Source organism: Mesorhizobium sp. WSM4807 (assembly GCF_055811615.1).
Map to the genome: position 1 here is coordinate 287,731 of NZ_JBVVQY010000005.1, position 17,077 is coordinate 304,807.

16 protein-coding genes are annotated in these 17,077 nt (G+C 62.2%); 8 read left to right on the forward strand and 8 right to left on the reverse strand.

Annotated features, from left to right (window positions below; genetic code table 11):
- Positions 1–5 precede the first annotated feature (5 nt).
- The 3 genes from AC0L3N_RS09290 to AC0L3N_RS09300 form a co-directional block, all read right to left on the reverse strand.
- Positions 6–1,136: a patatin-like phospholipase family protein gene (locus tag AC0L3N_RS09290; protein WP_123150162.1), complete on the reverse strand. Its 1,131-nt coding sequence runs from the start codon at positions 1,134–1,136 to the stop codon at positions 6–8.
- Between the two features lie 46 nt (positions 1,137–1,182).
- Entirely contained in the window at positions 1,183–1,965 is a 783-nt protein-coding gene (locus AC0L3N_RS09295; RefSeq protein WP_123150161.1) for a 3-hydroxybutyrate dehydrogenase, read from the reverse strand.
- A 169-nt stretch (positions 1,966–2,134) separates the two neighbouring features.
- Positions 2,135–2,749 carry a TetR/AcrR family transcriptional regulator gene (locus AC0L3N_RS09300; RefSeq protein WP_473547228.1) on the reverse strand — a complete coding sequence of 205 codons (615 nt, stop codon included), beginning with the start codon at positions 2,747–2,749 and terminating at the stop codon, positions 2,135–2,137.
- A 173-nt stretch (positions 2,750–2,922) separates the two neighbouring features.
- Between AC0L3N_RS09300 and AC0L3N_RS09305 the strand changes: the two genes are divergently transcribed.
- Positions 2,923–3,369 (forward strand): hypothetical protein, encoded by a 447-nt coding sequence (locus AC0L3N_RS09305; RefSeq protein ID WP_123150159.1) that lies wholly within the window; start codon positions 2,923–2,925, stop codon positions 3,367–3,369.
- Positions 3,370–3,564: 195 nt separating this feature from the next.
- On the opposite strand, the gene phaR is transcribed toward AC0L3N_RS09305, so the two are convergent.
- Positions 3,565–4,176 (reverse strand): polyhydroxyalkanoate synthesis repressor PhaR, encoded by a 612-nt coding sequence (gene phaR / locus AC0L3N_RS09310; protein WP_123150291.1) that lies wholly within the window; start codon positions 4,174–4,176, stop codon positions 3,565–3,567.
- A gap of 299 nt (positions 4,177–4,475) precedes the next feature.
- Here phaR and AC0L3N_RS09315 point away from each other — a divergent pair, with 299 nt between their 5' ends.
- Both AC0L3N_RS09315 and phbB read left to right on the forward strand, forming a co-directional pair.
- Positions 4,476–5,654, forward strand: a complete 1,179-nt coding sequence (locus tag AC0L3N_RS09315; protein ID WP_473547230.1) for an acetyl-CoA C-acetyltransferase — start codon at positions 4,476–4,478, stop codon at positions 5,652–5,654.
- Positions 5,655–5,853: 199 nt separating this feature from the next.
- Entirely contained in the window at positions 5,854–6,579 is a 726-nt protein-coding gene (gene phbB, locus AC0L3N_RS09320) for an acetoacetyl-CoA reductase (protein WP_065011280.1), read from the forward strand.
- A gap of 27 nt (positions 6,580–6,606) precedes the next feature.
- Here the strand turns inward: phbB and AC0L3N_RS09325 are convergent, their stop codons facing one another.
- Positions 6,607–7,851, reverse strand: a complete 1,245-nt coding sequence (locus tag AC0L3N_RS09325; RefSeq protein WP_473547232.1) for an FAD-dependent monooxygenase — start codon at positions 7,849–7,851, stop codon at positions 6,607–6,609.
- A gap of 83 nt (positions 7,852–7,934) precedes the next feature.
- Here AC0L3N_RS09325 and AC0L3N_RS09330 point away from each other — a divergent pair, with 83 nt between their 5' ends.
- The 5 genes from AC0L3N_RS09330 (at position 7,935) to AC0L3N_RS09350 (ending at position 14,430) form a co-directional block, all read left to right on the forward strand.
- Positions 7,935–8,519 (forward strand): TetR/AcrR family transcriptional regulator, encoded by a 585-nt coding sequence (locus tag AC0L3N_RS09330; protein ID WP_473547234.1) that lies wholly within the window; start codon positions 7,935–7,937, stop codon positions 8,517–8,519.
- A 666-nt stretch (positions 8,520–9,185) separates the two neighbouring features.
- Positions 9,186–12,593, forward strand: coding sequence for a helicase-related protein (locus tag AC0L3N_RS09335; protein WP_473547236.1), 3,408 nt, complete (start codon positions 9,186–9,188; stop codon positions 12,591–12,593).
- Positions 12,594–12,607: 14 nt separating this feature from the next.
- Positions 12,608–12,994, forward strand: coding sequence for an RNA-binding S4 domain-containing protein (locus tag AC0L3N_RS09340; RefSeq protein ID WP_123150155.1), 387 nt, complete (start codon positions 12,608–12,610; stop codon positions 12,992–12,994).
- A 149-nt stretch (positions 12,995–13,143) separates the two neighbouring features.
- A complete protein-coding gene (gene fdxA, locus AC0L3N_RS09345) occupies positions 13,144–13,482 on the forward strand; it encodes a ferredoxin FdxA (RefSeq protein WP_023762879.1) in 339 nt (112 codons plus the stop codon).
- Between the two features lie 366 nt (positions 13,483–13,848).
- The gene (locus tag AC0L3N_RS09350; RefSeq protein ID WP_027152934.1) at positions 13,849–14,430 is read left to right on the forward strand and encodes a CarD family transcriptional regulator; all 582 of its coding nucleotides are present in this window, start codon (positions 13,849–13,851) and stop codon (positions 14,428–14,430) included.
- A 104-nt stretch (positions 14,431–14,534) separates the two neighbouring features.
- Here AC0L3N_RS09350 and AC0L3N_RS09355 read toward each other — a convergent pair whose 3' ends face one another.
- The 3 genes from AC0L3N_RS09355 to AC0L3N_RS09365 all read right to left on the reverse strand — a co-directional run bounded on the left by AC0L3N_RS09355 (position 14,535) and on the right by AC0L3N_RS09365 (position 16,918).
- Positions 14,535–15,308, reverse strand: a complete 774-nt coding sequence (locus tag AC0L3N_RS09355; protein WP_473547238.1) for an amino acid ABC transporter ATP-binding protein — start codon at positions 15,306–15,308, stop codon at positions 14,535–14,537.
- The gene (locus tag AC0L3N_RS09360; RefSeq protein WP_123150289.1) at positions 15,305–15,985 is read right to left on the reverse strand and encodes an ABC transporter permease subunit; all 681 of its coding nucleotides are present in this window, start codon (positions 15,983–15,985) and stop codon (positions 15,305–15,307) included. Before AC0L3N_RS09360 ends, AC0L3N_RS09355 begins: the two co-directional genes overlap by 4 nt.
- Before the next feature lie 159 nt (positions 15,986–16,144).
- The gene (locus AC0L3N_RS09365) at positions 16,145–16,918 is read right to left on the reverse strand and encodes an amino acid ABC transporter substrate-binding protein (protein ID WP_123150153.1); all 774 of its coding nucleotides are present in this window, start codon (positions 16,916–16,918) and stop codon (positions 16,145–16,147) included.
- Between the last annotated feature and the right edge of the window lie 159 nt (positions 16,919–17,077).

A 17,077-nucleotide genomic window follows, 5' to 3' on the forward strand; every position in this document is an offset into this window, starting at 1 on the left:
ACGCCTCAGGCTCGGCGACGCGCTGCTTCGGGCTTCTTGCGTGCCGCGAGGAACTCCTTGACCCGCCGCCCTGGTGCCGGACCACGCACCGGCTTGAAGCCGTCATCGAGTTCGCCTGAGAGATCAAGCGTCGGCCGCTTGCCGACGGCGTCGTAATTCTCCTCCAGCCAGTCGCTGGCGGCGGTGCGGCCAAGGTCTCGCAGATAGGTCAGGAACGCCCATTCGGCATTGACCTTGGACGATGCCGACAGGTCCTTGAACGCCTCGTCGGCATCGATGCGGTGCATGCGGATGTCGCGGTATTCGCCATGCGGCAGCCGGCCGGCTGCAATCAGCTCCTTGATGAAAGCGATCGAGCGGAATTCGCGCAAGAGTCCGGCGTTGAAGGTGATCTCGTCGATGCGATTCTGGATTTCGTTGGCGCTCTTCGGCGTCCCCTCGCGGACCACCGGATTGATCTGCACCAAAAGCACGTCCTCGGTGGCAGTCGTCTTGAAGAACGGGAACAGCGCCGGATTGCCGCCATAGCCGCCATCCCAGTAGGGCACCCCCTTGATCTCGACGGCGCGGAACAGCTGCGGCAGGCAAGCCGACGCCATCACCGTGTCGAGGTCGATCTCGCCATCGGAAAAGACGCGTAACTGCCCGGTCTCGACATTGGTCGCGGAGATGAACAGTTCCATCGACTTGCAGGCGCGCACATTGCCGAAATCGATCTCCTTTTCAATCACGTCGCGCAGCGGATTGAGGCCGAGCGGGTTGGCGACATAGGGCGAAAACACCCGCGACATGGTGTCGAAAAAGAGATAGCCTGGTGTGTTCTCGATCGACCAATTGCCCCAGGCCACGTCCCACGGCATGCGCTGCACCGGGCTGAACCGGCCCTTCCGCGCCACCGCGCGCCAGAAATCGTCGAGCTTCTGCCGCGCGCCCTCGACGCCGCCGCGGATGAAGCCGTCGGCCAGCGCCACCGCGTTCATGGCGCCGGCGCTGGTGCCCGAAACCGCCGCGATGTCGAGCCGCCCGTCCTCCAGCAGCTGGTCGAGCACCCCCCAGGAGAAGGCGCCGTGCGAGCCGCCACCCTGCAGCGCGACGTTGATCTTCTTGGGCTCCTCCACCTTGCCGTTCGTCGTCATGGCGTTGCCCTTGATTTGTCGGCCAGATTTGTTCGCACGCTCAAATTCACTGGGCGGTCCAGCCGCCGTCGACCGAAATATGAGTGCCGTTGATCTGCGCTGCCGCATCCGAACACAGGAACACCGCGGCAGCGGCAACCTGCTCGACCGTGACGAACTCCTTGGTCGGCTGCTTTTCGAGCATGACCTCGCGGACCACAGTGTCGCGGTCCATCTTGTTGGCCTTCATCTGGTCGGGGATCTGCGCCTCGACCAGCGGCGTCAGCACATAGCCGGGGCAGATCGCGTTGCAGGTGATCTTGTCGCGCGCCAGTTCCAAAGCGACCGTCTTGGTCAGCCCCATGATGCCGTGCTTGGCCGAGACATAAGCCGACTTGAACGGCGAGGCGACCAGCCCGTGGGCCGAGGCGATGTTGACGATCCTGCCGCCGCCGGCTTGTTTCATCAGCGGGATCGCGGCAGCGATGGTGTGGAAGGCCGACGACAGATTGATGGCAATGATCGCGTCCCATTTCTCGATGGGAAATTCTTCCACCGGCGCGACATGCTGGATGCCGGCATTGTTGACCAGGATGTCGACCGAGCCGAACGTCTCGGCTGCTTTCTCGATCAAAGCCCGGCATTCGGCCGGCTTCGACATGTCTGCCTTGATATAGGCGGTCTTCACGCCGTGATGTTTGGCGATCGCATCGGTGATGGCCCGGTCGTCGGCAGTGTCGGAAAAGGAATTGACGATGACATTGCAGCCGTCCGCCGCGAGCGCATGGGCGATGGCCAGGCCGATGCCCGAGGTGGAACCGGTGACGATGGCGGTTTTTCTGCTGGGCAAGGCGAAATCCTTCAGTACGGTGCTGACGGAAGCATATTGCAGTGCAGCATATATGTCTCGTGCGGCGCAAGAACAGCGGCGCGGATTGGCGATGACATGAAATTTTTGTCATGAATGAGGACACCCTCACTCGAAGTTGTGCCCTGACAGACGGTGTGAAACCAGTTTGTCAGCGATCCCGGGTAGCCACTTCGGGGTGCTCCTGAGATTGCGTTTTGGATGAAATCCGGCTCATGAAAAGATGGAGAGCTCTGCGCGCGGCGAGCGATGGCGGCTCGGACGGATGCCACTCCGGAAAATGACCATCGATCGCCATGCGCGCCAACCCGTAGACAAACGCGCGCGCGGCAAGCACCAGATGATCGAAGTCGGTGTCCGGAGCAAGCCGACCTTGTTGTTGCGCTTGGGTCAGCAGGTCGATCATCTTCCGGCGAACGGTTTCATTCTGATCACGAAGACTATCCGACGCGTCGAAATCAATCAGCGTTCGAGAACTTATGATCTGGAAATGCGTCGGATTGCTGATCGCCCATTCCAGATAGCCCTGTCCGATCGCTTCGAAGGCCACGATGGGATCTGCGCTGTCGACTTTGGACTGTGCATCGGCAACGGCTTCGGTCAGCCGGTTCATGGCCTGTTCGGCGACTGCGGTCAGCAGTGCTGTTTTCGACCGAAAATGCCGGAATGGCGCGCCGGGCGAGACGCCGGCACGTTTTGCGGCCTCACGCACAGAGACATGCTCTGCTCCGCGCTCTTCGATGATCTCCACGGTAGCAGCGATCAAGGCCTCGACCAGATTGCCGTGATGATAGCGCTTGGGGTTGGCGGCGTCGCCGGAATCCGTGGGGTTGGTCATGCCTGCCCAATAGCACGAGGCCGAAATGTAATCACCGATTATTTTCTTGCGCCCGAGCGATTCGTATGTAATCAGTGATTACAACGTCAACGGAGGTTACCATGCTTCGCATCATCGCAACGACTGTCCTCGCTTTCTCTTTATTGTCGCTCGGGTCTGCCCAGGCCGAAGATCGGCCAACCCTGCAAATCGTCTGGCCGGTGGCCGGTTCGGTCATCGAACTCGGCAACGATCCCGAGAAGGCGATAGGCGTCATCGTCAGGAGCAACTTCACGCTGCTGCCAGCGGGTGAATGCGACGGCGTCGGCCAATGCGGCCACGTGCATTTGAAGATCGATCCCACCGGAGATACCTGCAACATCCCCGGCAAGCCGTACAACAGCATGAACAGCGACTTTGGCGGCGATCTTATCAAGGCTCGTTTCGGCCATTGTCCGGATGCCGCCGGCAAGCACGTGATCGGCGTGCTACTTGCCGATGATCATCACAAGCCCATTCTTGTGGACGGCAAACCCGTTACCGCGCTGGTGACGGTGACGACGAAATAATGCATGTCGCGCAAAAGTGTGCAGCGGTTTTGCGATAACGACATGCATAAAAACACCACCTAAAGCGCGTCGCATGAGGCCGGTCAAACGCGACGCGCTTTAGGTGGCTGGAGGCCCTCAGCCTCATTCGAGGCGGAGATGCGCTGACACGGTCTGCTGATGAGAGATTTTGGCCGGGTTTGGTCCGGCCGGCGATCACGACATGGTGTCGAGCTTGCGCTGCATGGCGGCGATCTGTTCCTTCAACTCCTGAAGGTCGTCAGGTTTTTCCGACGTCTCTTTCCTGGCCGGCTCCGCCGGCGCTGCGGAAGAGCCATTCGAGCCTGCGGGTGGAAAGGGCGTGAACAAGCGCATGGCGTTCTGGAACATCTCCATATTGCGGCGCGTCTGCTCTTCCAGCGCTTTGATCGGCGTGGCGATCTTCATCATGTCCAGTGGCGACTTGCCCAAGGCACCCTTCATCTGCTCGCGGAAGCGTTCCTGTTCCTTCGAGAAGGCGATCATCGACTGCTCGAGGAAGCTCGGCACGATCATCTGCATCTGGTCGCCGTAGAAGGCGATCAACTGGCGCAGGAACGGAATCGGCAGCATGTTCTGCCCCTCCTTGTTCTCCAGTTCAAAGATGATCTGGGTCAGCACAGGATGGGTGATGTCGTCGCCGGTCTTGGCGTCCTGGACGGTGAACTCCTCGCCCTTCTTGACCATTTCGGCAAGGTCCTCGAGCGTCACATAAGTGCTGGTGCCGGTGTTGTAGAGGCGGCGATTGGCATATTTTTTGATGATAATCGGTTCGTCTTTCGCGGCCATCAGCATCCTCCCGGGACACCGGCGCACTTGAGTAAGCTGCCGGTAACGATTGCGCCTTTTCAAGGATATGCGCAAAAGCGTCGCAATTCCAAGTGCTTTGTGCACTGCGGGATCAATTAATGCTGCAGGGCGGGCTAAAAATGCTGCGCAGCAACGGACGGGCTATTTCCATGACGATGCGCAACCTGCTTGCGGCGCATGGCCGACATGCCCATTTCCGGTTTGACTTGGATCATTGAAAGGGCAAGAAAAGCCCTGACGATTCCAAAAACTCGATGCCTCGAAGTCTGGAGAAGAACATGTCCGCTGCCATCGTTGTCGCCAGTGCGGCACGCACGCCCGTCGGTTCCTTCAACGGCGCCTTTGCCGCCACCCCGGCGCATGAGCTTGGTTCCGTGGTCATCAAGGAACTGTTGTCTCGCGCCGGTGTCGAGCCGACGGAGGTCGACGAGGTCATCCTCGGCCAGGTGCTGACCGCGGCTCAGGGCCAGAACCCCGCCCGCCAGGCATCTATCAATGCCGGCCTGCCAAAGGAAACCACCGCCTGGGGCCTCAATCAGGTTTGCGGCTCAGGTCTGCGCGCTATTGCTCTCGGTATGCAGCAGATCGCCACCGGCGACGCCAGGGTGATCGTCGCCGGCGGGCAGGAATCGATGTCGCTGGCCCCGCACGCTCAACACCTGCGTGCCGGCGTCAAGATGGGCGACTACAAGATGATCGACACCATGATCAAGGACGGGCTTTGGGATGCCTTCAATGGCTACCACATGGGCAACACCGCCGAAAACGTCGCTCGCCAGTTCCAGATTACCCGTGAGGACCAGGACGGGCTCGCATTGGCCTCCCAGAACAAGGCAGAGGCCGCACAGAAGGCCGGCAAGTTCAAGGACGAGATCGTGGCTTTCATCGTCAAGGGCAAGAAAGGCGACACGACAGTCGACCAGGACGAATATATCCGCCACGGCGCCACGATCGACGCCATGACCAAGCTAAGACCGGCCTTCGACAAGGACGGCACGGTGACCGCCGCCAATGCCTCCGGCATCAATGACGGCGCCGCCGCCGTGCTGCTGATGACCGAGGCGGAAGCCGCAAAGCGCGGCATCACGCCGCTGGCGCGCATCGTGTCCTGGGCGACCGCTGGCGTCGATCCGCAGGTCATGGGCACCGGGCCTATTCCCGCCTCGCGCAAGGCGCTGGCCAAGGCCGGCTGGTCGGTCGGCAATCTCGACCTGGTCGAGGCCAACGAGGCCTTCGCCGCCCAGGCCTGCGCCGTCAACAAGGACATGGGCTGGGATCCGTCCATCGTCAACGTCAACGGCGGCGCCATCGCCATCGGCCATCCGATCGGCGCCTCAGGTGCCCGCATCTTCAACACGCTGGTTTACGAGATGCGCCGCCGCGGCGCCAAGAAGGGCCTCGCCACGCTGTGCATCGGCGGCGGCATGGGTGTCGCCATGTGCGTGGAAGCACTCTGAAGACAGACTACAGCGCCGGGCGTCCCTTGGGACGTGCAAAGGAGGCTGTAGCACTTGCGCATGATCCTTTTTCGAAAATCGATTTCGATTTTCGGGGTTCATGCGCCAGCCAAGCCATGAAATAGTCGGTGGCGAACGGGCTCAATGGCCGTTAGAGCGTTCAGCGCCCGCCACTCACGAATTAAAAAGGGAGGAAACCATGACAAAGGTAGCACTCGTCACCGGCGGGTCGCGCGGTATTGGCGCCGCGATTTCGATCGGCCTGAAGACCGCCGGCTACAAGGTTGCCGCGAACTACGCCGGCAATGACGAAGCGGCGCAGAAATTCAAGGCAGAGACCGGCATCCCGGTCTACAAATGGTCGGTGGCCGACTACGATGCCTGCGCCGCCGGCATTAAGCAGATCGAGGCCGATCTCGGCCCGGTCTCCGTTCTGGTCAACAATGCCGGGATCACCCGCGACGCCATGTTCCACAAGATGACGCGCGAGCAATGGAAAGAGGTCGTCGACACCAATCTTTCCGGCGTGTTCAACATGACCCACCCGCTGTGGGGCGGCATGCGCGACCGCAAGTTCGGCCGCGTCATCACCATCTCCTCGATCAACGGCCAGAAGGGTCAGACCGGCCAGGTCAATTATTCGGCGTCGAAGGCCGGCGACATCGGCTTCACCAAGGCGCTCGCCCAGGAAGGAGCGCGGGCCGGCATCACCGTCAATGTCATCTGCCCCGGCTATATCGCTACCGAGATGGTCAGGGCGATGGACGAGAAGGTGCTCAACGAGCGCGTCATCCCGCAGATCCCGGTCGGCCGCCTCGGCGAGCCGGAAGAGATCGCACGCTGCGTCGTCTTCCTCGCTTCCGACGATGCCGGTTTCATCACTGGCTCGACCATCTCCGCCAATGGCGGCCAGTACATCACCTGAGGCGTCGGAACCGGATAGTAGCGGCTGTCAGGCGACAAGCTTCAGCCCTGGTTCGGCTGCAGGCTTGGTCTGGGCGATCGGCTCGCGCGAAGGTGCCGGCAGGCGGGCAAGCGGCGCCCGGCTGAGGCCTGACAGTTTCAATGCGATACGAAGCTTCAGGAATGGATTGAGGTTCAGCACCGAAAGCACGAGATTGCGGACGAACCGCTTCACCGAACTGCGGGTAAGCGCCATGTCGGTCATCGTGCCCGCCAGTTCAAGCACCTCTTGGGCCGCCGGGCGGCGCAGCGTTTCGTAGAGGTCGAGCTCGGCTTCCGGGCGCACGCCGTTCATCACGTCGCCAAACAACTGGCCAAGCACGACCGCGTCGATGATGCCGGTGTTCATGCCTTGTCCTCCCGCCGGGCTGTGCACGTGCGCGGCATCGCCCATGAGGAACAATCGGTCCTTGCGGTACGAGCGGACCAGGCGGTGATGCACACGAAAACGCGAGCTCCACGACAGGTCGAGCACCCGGGTTCTTTTCTTGGTCGGTCCACGGCTGTCGAGCAGCGCCTGGATGTCGGCGATCTCGGGCTTTTCCGGTGCGTCATCCATTGTCGCGACGACCCGGTACGATCCGTCCGGAAGCGGCGCCACCACCACCAGCCCGGCCGGTGCAAAGAACAGCGACACTTCCGTCGGCCCAACCGGCCAGTCGAGACGAACATCGGCGAGTACGAACGAAGCGTCATAGGCCGCGCCGTCGAACTCGATGCCGGTCGACCTGCGCACCAGGCTTTGCATGCCGTCGGCACCAACGACATAGCGTGCCGATATCAGTTTCTCGCGGCCGTTCTCGACCACCGTCACGCGCGCGCCGTCAGCATCCTGAACGACCGCCTTGGCCTCGACCATGCGGTGAATCACGCCGCCCAGGGCTGCGATCCGTTCGGCGAACACCTGCTCGGTCAGGTTCTGAGGCAGCATCATCAGATAAGGATGCCTCGACGGAAGCTTGCCGAAATCGAGCTTGAGCAGCGCCCGATTGCGGTCGCGGATGGCGAAATTCTGCAGCTTCAGGGCAAGTTCGCTCAGCCGCTGCGTAACGCCGAGAGGCTCCAGCGTTTCCAGCGTCTGCGCGTGGATGACGCCAGCCCGCGAGGTCTGAAGGCCCTGTGCCAGCCTGTCGATCAGAACATGATCGACACCGGCCTGGTGCAGCACGATGGACAGCGCCATGCCGGTCGGGCCGGCGCCAATGATCAGGACTTCCGTTGTATCGGGCAACATTTTTTTCTCCATTTTGTCAACGATCGTTGACTTTCTAGTCGAAGCTATTGCATTTGTCAACGGCCGTTGGCATATGAATTTTCATGACCGAGAATCAGCCGAAGAAACCCAGCAAGTCGGACCGCACGCGCTCCCAAATCCTCGAGGCCGCGAGGCTCCTGTTCGCCGAGCACGGCTATGACGGCGCCTCCATCCGCGACGTCGCGGCGCATGCCTCGATCGATCCGGCCATGGTGATCCGCTATTTCCGCAGCAAGGACGAGCTGTTCGCCAGGGCGGCGGTCGTCGACCTGCAATTGCCGGCACTTCGGGTAATCGACCGAAACACCATCGGTGAAACGCTGATCAGGCGTTTTCTCGAAATCTGGGAGGGCGCGGCCAGCGGTCCTGGCATGGCAATTCTGCTGCGTTCGGCGACGTCGAACGAATTCGCCGCCGAAAAGCTGCGTGACGTATTTGGCAACCAGGTCAGGCCGGTGGTTGCGGCGGTCGCTGATCCCGCCGACGCGGGTCGACGTGCCGGGCTCGTTTCGAGCCAGTTGCTGGGTTTGGCGATGTGCCGATACCTGCTGCGGCTTCCGCCCGTCGTCGCCCTGTCCCACGATGAAATCATTCAGAACGTCGGCCCTACTTTGCAGCGCTATGCCGTGGGAGAGGACGTTTCTTGAACCTGGAGTTTGGTCCTGCGCGACTGCGCCGACCGACGGACGTGACACCGATTTGTGCCGAAGCGGCACGCAAAAGTTAACGGCGGCCGCACAGCCTGTGCAAACCCTGTTCCTCGCCTGTTGATAACAGGTGGAAAACCTGTTCACGACACAACATATTGGGGTGAACAAACCGGGAAACACCCGCCAGCGCTGATTCGTCGCCGTTTCGTTCCGGCTTTGACCGGAAGGTTAACGACAAAGGCTGAAAACATCCCTCAAACCGTAAAGGCGCGTTAGGAAAGATCAATAATTTCATAATGTTGGGTGATGCCCGCCGGCCTGCGCCGATCGTTCACCGGCAACTGTTAAGGAGGACATCCGCCCTGCATGAATCGGGCCAGTTCGGCGATTCAGCATGTGGTGAGACTCGTCGGCAAAAAATCCAGATGTAGCCGTGAACAAAACCTGAATCAGCAAGAGTCAGCGATTCGTAGCTGATTCGTTCCAGACTCGTTCCAACTGTTAATCAGGACCAGTTGACAACACCAGACGAGAGCCTTCGAGCTGCCGTCGGAACATTCCGCTTTCGCTTCGCACTCGAAATCCCTATGTGTCGACTGTCACACGCGCCGCCACGGGGCGCGCTCCCGACAACGCGAAGAAGAGAGCCTGATTTCCAGGTCGATGAACATCCCGCCGAAACATATTGAGCCGCTGATCCTCTCGGGCCGCGACGTGACTGCCGTGCTCGGGCCGACCAACACCGGTAAGACCCATCTCGCCATCGAGCGCATGGTGGCGCATGAAAGCGGCATCATCGGCCTGCCGCTCAGGTTGCTCGCCCGCGAGGTTTATTCACGCGTCTGCGAGAAGGTCGGCGCTCACAAGGTGGCGCTCATCACCGGCGAGGAGAAGATCCAGCCCGACGGTGCCAGATATTCGGTCTGTACCGTCGAAGCCATGCCGCGCGAGACCAACGCCGCCTTCGTCGCCATCGACGAGGTGCAGCTGGCTGGCGATCTCGAGCGCGGCCACATCTTCACCGACCGTATCCTGCATCTGCGCGGCCGCCAGGAGACATTGCTGCTCGGCGCAGCCACCATGCACGGCATCCTCCAGCGTCTGCTGAAGGGCGTGTCGGTGGTGACCCGGCCACGGCTGTCGCATCTCGCCTATGCCGGCTCGAAGAAGCTGACCCGCCTGCCGCGACGCACGGCGATCGTCGCCTTTTCCGCCGACGAGGTCTATGCGATTGCCGAACTGATCCGCCGCCAGCAAGGGGGTGCGGCCGTCGTGCTCGGCGCGCTATCACCCCGCACTCGCAACGCGCAGGTGGAGCTGTTCCAATCGGGTGATGTCGATTACCTGGTCGCCACCGATGCGATCGGCATGGGCCTGAACCTCGATCTCGATCATGTCGCCTTCGCTCAAAACCGTAAATTCGATGGCTACCAGTATCGCAACCTGACGGCGGCCGAGCTCGGCCAGATCGCCGGCCGCGCCGGCCGGCACTTGCGCGACGGCACTTTCGGCGTCACCGGCCAGGTCGATCCGCTCGACGAAGATCTGGTCAAGAAGATCGAAGGGCATGAGTTCGACCCGGTGAAAGTGCTGCAATGGCGCACCGCGCATTTCGATTTCGCCAGCCTCGATGCGCTGAAGCGCTCCACCGAGACCAACGCGCCGGTCGAAGGCCTGACGCGTGCGCTGCCGGCGGTGGATGCGCAGGCGCTCGAGCATTTGTCCCGCGACGAGGATATCCGGGCCTTGGCCACCAACGCCAAGCGCGTGGCGCTGTTGTGGGAGGCCTGCGCCCTTCCCGACTACAGGAAGATCGCGCCTGCCCAGCACGCCGACCTGATCGCCTCGATCTACATGGACCTTGCCAGGCATGGCCATGTCGACGAGAATTACATGGCCGAGCAGGTGCGCCGTGCCGACACCACCGAGGGCGACATCGACACGCTGTCGCACCGGATCGCCCAGATCCGCACCTGGACATTCGTCTCCAACCGGCCCGGCTGGCTGGCCGATCAGGCACACTGGCAGGAAAAGACGCGCGAAATCGAAGACAGATTGTCGGATGCGCTGCATGAGCGGTTGACGAAACGCTTCGTAGACCGCAGGACTTCCGTCCTCATGCGGCGCCTTAGAGAAAATACCATGCCTGAAGCCGAAATTAGCCCAACCGGAACTGTCCTCGTCGAAGGCCATCATGTCGGCGAGTTGCAAGGGTTCCGCTTCACCGCCGACCAGAGCGCCGGCGGCGAGGACGCCAAGGCAGTGCGCACAGCAGCCCAGAAGGCGCTTGCAGCCGAATTCGAGGCGCGGGCCGAACGCTTCGGCGCCTCGGCCAATGGCGACATCGCGCTCGGCTCCGACGGCACGCTGCGCTGGATCGGCGCGCCGATCGGCACGCTGGTCGCAGGCGACGAGCCGTTGAAGCCGCGCCTTGTGCTGCTTGCCGACGAGCAGCTCACCGGACCAGCCCGCGACAAGGTCGCGGCGCGCGCCGAGCGCTTCGTCAATTTCCAGATCGAGTCCTTGCTGAAGCCGCTGGTCGACCTCAAGAACGCCGAGCAGATCACCGGCATCGGCCGCGGCATTGCCTTCCAGCTCGTCGAGCATTTCGGCCTCATCAACCGCCGCGACATCGCCCAGGAGATGAAGTCGCTCGACCAGGAAGGCCGCGCCGCCCTTCGCCGGCTCGGCGTGCGCTTCGGCGCCTACCACGTCTTCGTGCCCGCGCTGATCAAGCCGGCCCCGGCCGGACTGGTGACGCTGTTGTGGGCGCTGCAGAACGACGGCAAGGACAAGCCCGGCTTTGGCGATGTGGTCCAAGCGCTGGCCTCCGGCCGCACCTCGGTGGTCATCGATCCCACGTTCGACAAGGCCTTCTACAAACTGGCCGGCTACCGCAATCTCGGCCGTCGCGCGGTGCGCGTCGACATCCTTGAACGGTTGGCCGACCTGATCCGGCCCGCAACCAACTGGAAGCCGGGCCTCGGTCAGCGGCCCGACGGCGCCTATGACGGTCAGTCTTTCATGGTGACGCCGCCGATGATGTCGATCCTCGGCGCTACGGCCGACGACATGGAAGAGATTTTGAAAGGCCTCGGCTACCGAGCGGAGCCGAAGCCGGCAGTCGAGGTGAGGGCGCGGCTCGAGGCACAGGACAATGCCGCGCGTGAAGCCGCCGCGGCCAAGCAGGAGGCGGAAGAAGCTGCGCGAGCCGAGCAGGCCAAGGCAGCGGACGCCGCGGTTGCGGACGCAGCCGCCGAGGCGCCGGCCGAGAGTTCGGAGCCGGATGCCGTGGCAGAGGCCACAGTCGAAGCGCCCGCGGAACCTGTCGCAGAAGCTCAGCAGCAAACTCCGGCTGAGGTCACGGTAGAGGGACTGCCTCCAGCCGAAGCCGCAGCTGAAATGTCTGCGGTACCCGCGGCTCAGCCAGAGGCAGAACCCGAAGCCACCGAGGTTGAGGTCGCCCCGGCGGAGCCGGCTTTCGAAGCCTCGGCCGCAACGGAAGCCGTGTCGGCCGAACCTGCCGCGACAGCGGAAGCCGCCACCGGCGAGGCTGCTCCAGAGGCCGAGAAAGAGGCCGAAGAACCAAAACCCATCCTGTTGTGGCGGCAGGGCCGCTTCGACCAGCGTCCGCGCCACCGCCACCACGACAGCCGGCCCCGTGACAGGAACAATCGCCCGCGCAACGGGCAAGCCGCCCGCGATGGCCGTGGCGACGCACCGGCAGATGCCACCGGCGGACAACCGGCCGGCGCTCCAGGCAGCCGGCCCCCCCATCAAGGACGCCGCGACGGCGACGGCGCCGGCAAGCCGCGCTTCGACCGCAGCAAGTTCAAGCCCAAGCCTCAGGGTGAGGCAGGGGAACGGCGCGACGGCAAGCCGCAGGGCGAGCGTCCCGATCGTCGCGAAAGCCGGCCGGACTGGAAGGGCGGCAGGCAGGACGGCAAGGGTGGCGCACCAGGTGGAAAGTCCGCGTTCCAGCCTAAGCCTCGCGAGGAGCGTCCCGTGCGCTTCGACCCGGATTCTCCATTCGCCAAGCTCGCCGCGTTGCGCGACCAGCTGAAGAAGTAAGTTCGCTCGCTCCGATGGTCGCCGAAGGCCGCCAGCGCATCGACAAATGGCTGTTCTTTTCGCGCGCGGTGAAATCGCGCTCGCTGGCAGCGAAGCTGGTGGTGGCCGGACGCGTCCGCATCAATCGCGACAAAGCAGCGCAGGCCTCCGATCTGGTCCGGGCCGGCGATGTCCTGACCATCACTCTTGAGCGGCGCATCTTCGTCTGGAAGGTGCTCGGCACGGGAAGCCGGCGCGGCCCTGCCGAAGAAGCGCGCATGCTCTACGAGGATATGTCGCCACCGCCCGCGCCGAAGGGCGAGGCCGTTGCCGATGTGATTCCCGCGCTGCGCGATGCCGGCAGCGGCCGCCCGACCAAGAAGGAACGCCGGGAGACCGACCGGTTGTTCGGCGACGACTGACGCATAACCGGCTTTCGCCGCATCGCCCCTCTGGAATTCCATTCCGGAAACACCGGTATCGCGCGCAATGGCTCCCCTTGCAAGCGGCGGCCAAAGACGTTACCTCACCAAAAAAGCCTAACAGAAACGGGACGTCCCGGAGCCGACCGATGACCTATGTCGTGACCGACAATTGCATAAAATGCAAATATATGGACTGCATCGAGGTCTGTCCGGTCGACTGTTTCTACGAAGGCGAGAACATGCTCGTCATCCATCCCGACGAATGCATCGACTGCGGCGTCTGCGAACCGGAATGCCCGGCCGACGCGATCAAGCCCGACACCGAGCCGGGTCTCGACAAATGGCTGCAGATCAACACCGAATACGCTGATAAATGGCCCAACATCACCGCCAAGAAGGAGCCTCCGGCCGACGCCAAATCCTTCGATGGCGAGGCCGGCAAGTTCGAGAAATATTTCTCTCCCGAGCCCGGCGAGGGCGACTGACAAGACCGCTGTTTCAGCCAGCATAACGCCGCGTAAAAGGCATGGTACATTAACTGCCTTGACAGGCGGCGATGGCGCATGGCCTTCGCGCGTGCAGCAAAACCTTGATTCTTCCGACTTTTTGTGCTACATGAACCAAACATGCCGGTGACACAACGTCGATTTATGGCGCAAACGCCCCAAATCACTGAAAGGTGAATTTCTCAATCCGGACCAGAGTGATCTGGGGCAGGCAGTCGCAATCATGCGGTTTGCCGGCCTCGGCTTTTCCGGTGGGTTCGTAGTTGTGCGGCTAACGATCGGTTACCCGATCGCGCGAGTTCGGCCGGCAGAGTGCCGGTACCACACCAAGGAGTTCATGGCGTAATGGCAACAATCACCCCGCAGAAGAAGTCCAGCGCAGCGCGTCACGGTTTTAAGACCGGCGAGTACATCGTCTATCCGGCGCATGGCGTCGGCCAGATCGTCTCGATCGATGAGCAGGAAGTTGCGGGCCACAAGCTGGAATTGTTCGTCATCGACTTCCAGAAGGACAAGATGCGTCTGAAAGTGCCGGTTGCCAAGGCGACCTCCATCGGCATGCGCAAGCTGTCGGAAGAGGATTATGTCGATCGCGCGCTGAAGGTCGTGCAGGGCCGCGCCCGCGTCAAGCGCACCATGTGGTCGCGCCGCGCCCAGGAATATGATGCGAAGATCAATTCCGGCGACCTGATCTCGATCTCCGAAGTGGTGCGCGACCTCTACCGCGCCGACAACCAGCCGGAGCAGTCCTATTCAGAGCGCCAGCTTTATGAGGCGGCACTCGACCGCATGGCGCGCGAGATCGCGGCCGTCAACCGCATGTCGGAAACCGAAGCGGTGCGCCTCATCGAGGTGAATCTCAACAAGGGTCCGAAGCGCGGCGCCAAGGCCGACAACGAAGAAGCCGAGCAGGAAGAAGCAGCCTGAGCGCATCTCGCCTTCGAATTTGGAAGAACTCGGCCTCGCGCCCGGTTTTTTCTTATTATGCATGTCGTTATCCCAAAACCGCTACGCAGTTTGGGCGACATGCATTAACCTTCGCCGCCGCCTTCCTTCTCCGCCTCCTGCTTCAGCGTCGCGATGAACCGCTTGGTTCGCTGCCGCTCCGGATTGCTGAACAGAACAGCGGCGGGGCCTTTCTCGATGATGGCGCCGGCGTCGAGGAACACCACTTCCTGCGCGATCTTCGAAGCGAGGCGCAAATCATGCGTCGCCATCACCATGGTGGTGCCCTCACGAGCGAGCTGGCTGAGCACGTCGACCACCTCCTGAGCCAGTTCCGGATCGAGCGCCGAGGTCGGCTCGTCGCACAGCAGCACTTTCGGCGATGGCGCCAGCGCCCGGGCAATCGCCACGCGTTGCTGCTGGCCGCCTGACAGGGTCGCCGGCCAGGCATCGGCCTTGTGCGCCATGCCGACCTTTTCGAGCAGAGCGAGCGCCCGCTCGCGCGCTCGCCCGACCGGCCATTTCAGCACCGTCACCAGCCCCTCCATGACATTTTCGATTGCCGTGCGGTGCGGAAACAGCTGGAAATTCTGGAACACCATGCCGGTCTGCAGCCGCAGGCGCTGGATGGCCCTGCCGGAAACCTTGCCGCCGGGATGGAATTCGAGCGCGTCGTCGCCGATGCGCACCGTGCCCGAAGTCGGGATCTCGAGCAGGTTGATGCAGCGCAGAAGCGTGCTTTTCCCGCCGCCCGAGGGACCGACAAGGGCGGTGACGCTGCCTTCCTCGATGGTGACCGTCACGCCCTTCAGCACTAGGTTGTCGCCGAAGCGCTTCTCGATGTCGGTGAGACCGATCATGAGCGCGCCTCCAGGAAGCCGCCATAGCGGTTGAGCCGCTTTTCCAAGCGCGTCTGCAACGCCGACAGCACCGAGCTCAGCGCCAGATAGAGAGCCGCCGCCTCGACATAGAGGATCAGCGGCTCATAGGTGGTGGCGACGATGCGCTGCGCCGCCTGGAACATCTCCGGCACGGTGATGGCGGCGGCCAGCGATGTATCCTTGACCAGCGAGATGAAGGTGTTTGACAGCGGCGGCACCGCGACGCGGCCTGCTTGTGGAAGAATCGTGCGCCGCATCGCCTGGCCCCAGGTCATGCCGATCGAATAGGCCGCCTCCCACTGCCCCTTCGGCACCGAGCCTATGACGGCACGGATGATCTCCGACGTATAGGCGCCGATGTTGAGCGTGAAGCCGATCAACGCAGCTGAAAAAGCGTCGAGCAGGATGCCGACCGAGGGCAGGCCGTAGAAGATCAGGAAGAGTTGCACCAGAAGCGGCGTGCCACGGAAGATCCAGACGTAGAAGCGGACCACGGCGACCAGCGGCTTCGGGCCGAACAGCCGGACGAGCGCCGCAACCAGTCCTACGAAGAGACCGAATGCGAACGACAGCAGCGTTAGCGGCACGGTGAAGATCAGCGCGGCCCATAGCAGCGTGGGCAACGAGTCCAGCGTCAGTTGCAGCCAGTGCGGCACGAAAACCCTCCTTGCGAGATTGCCGCCCAAAACCGCCCCGGCAGCATCGAAGCGCGATCATACGGCCGTCATATCACGCGAAAAGCGGCGGCCGTCAAAGACAGCTCGCCGCGATACCTGCCATGGGGGCCAACAACCGGCCCGCTCCGTGAAATGCGCTTACTTCGAAACGTCCTGGCCGAAATAGGTGTCGGCGATCTTCTGGTAGGTGCCGTCGGCCCTGATATCGGCCAGCGCCTGATTGATGGCGGCGACCAGTTCCGGATCGCCCTTGCGCACGAGGACGCCGGAATAGTCGGCGTTTTCTTCCTGCGCGGCGATCTTCACATTGGCGTCGGGCTTGTGGTTCTTGAAATCGAGGAAGGACAGGCTGTCGTTGATGGTGGCGTCGGCACGGCCGGTAAGAAGCAGCTGGATCGACTGGTCGAAACCATCGGTGCCGACGAGTTCGGCGCCGTTCGCTTCGGCGAGCTTGCCGAAATTCGAGGTCAGCGACTGCGCCGCCTTCTTGCCCTTGAGGTCGGCAAAGCTCTTTATGTCGGTATTGTCGCCGCGCACGATCAGCACCGCCTTGGACGCGATATAGGGATCGGAGAAATCATACTTGGCCTTGCGCTCCTCGGTGATACCGACCTGGTTGATGACGGCGTCATAGCGCTTGGCGTCGAGGCCGGCGATCAGCCCATCCCATTTGCCTTCGAGGAATTCGGCCTTGACGCCGAGGCGCTCGGCGATCGCCTTGGCGATCTCGACATCGAAGCCGACCAATGCGCCCGAGGCATCATGATAGGTGAAGGGGGCATAGGTACCCTCCGTGCCGACCTTGAAGACACCGGCCTGCTTGATCTGCTCGAGATTGGCGCCGGCATGGCCTGATGTGACGGCCAGTACCTGCAGTGTTGCGGCGACGATAAGCGAATTGAGCCATTTCATTTTTCTGTGATCCCGTCATTGGCCGGCGTACGCCGCATTTGTGAGCGCCGGAAACTGACAGATGCAGGCTGGCGAAATAAGGAACCAGATTTCAAAAATGAGACGCTTTCGAAATCCAATTCTCAAAACCACATCGAGTCGCGCCAACCGACCACGTAG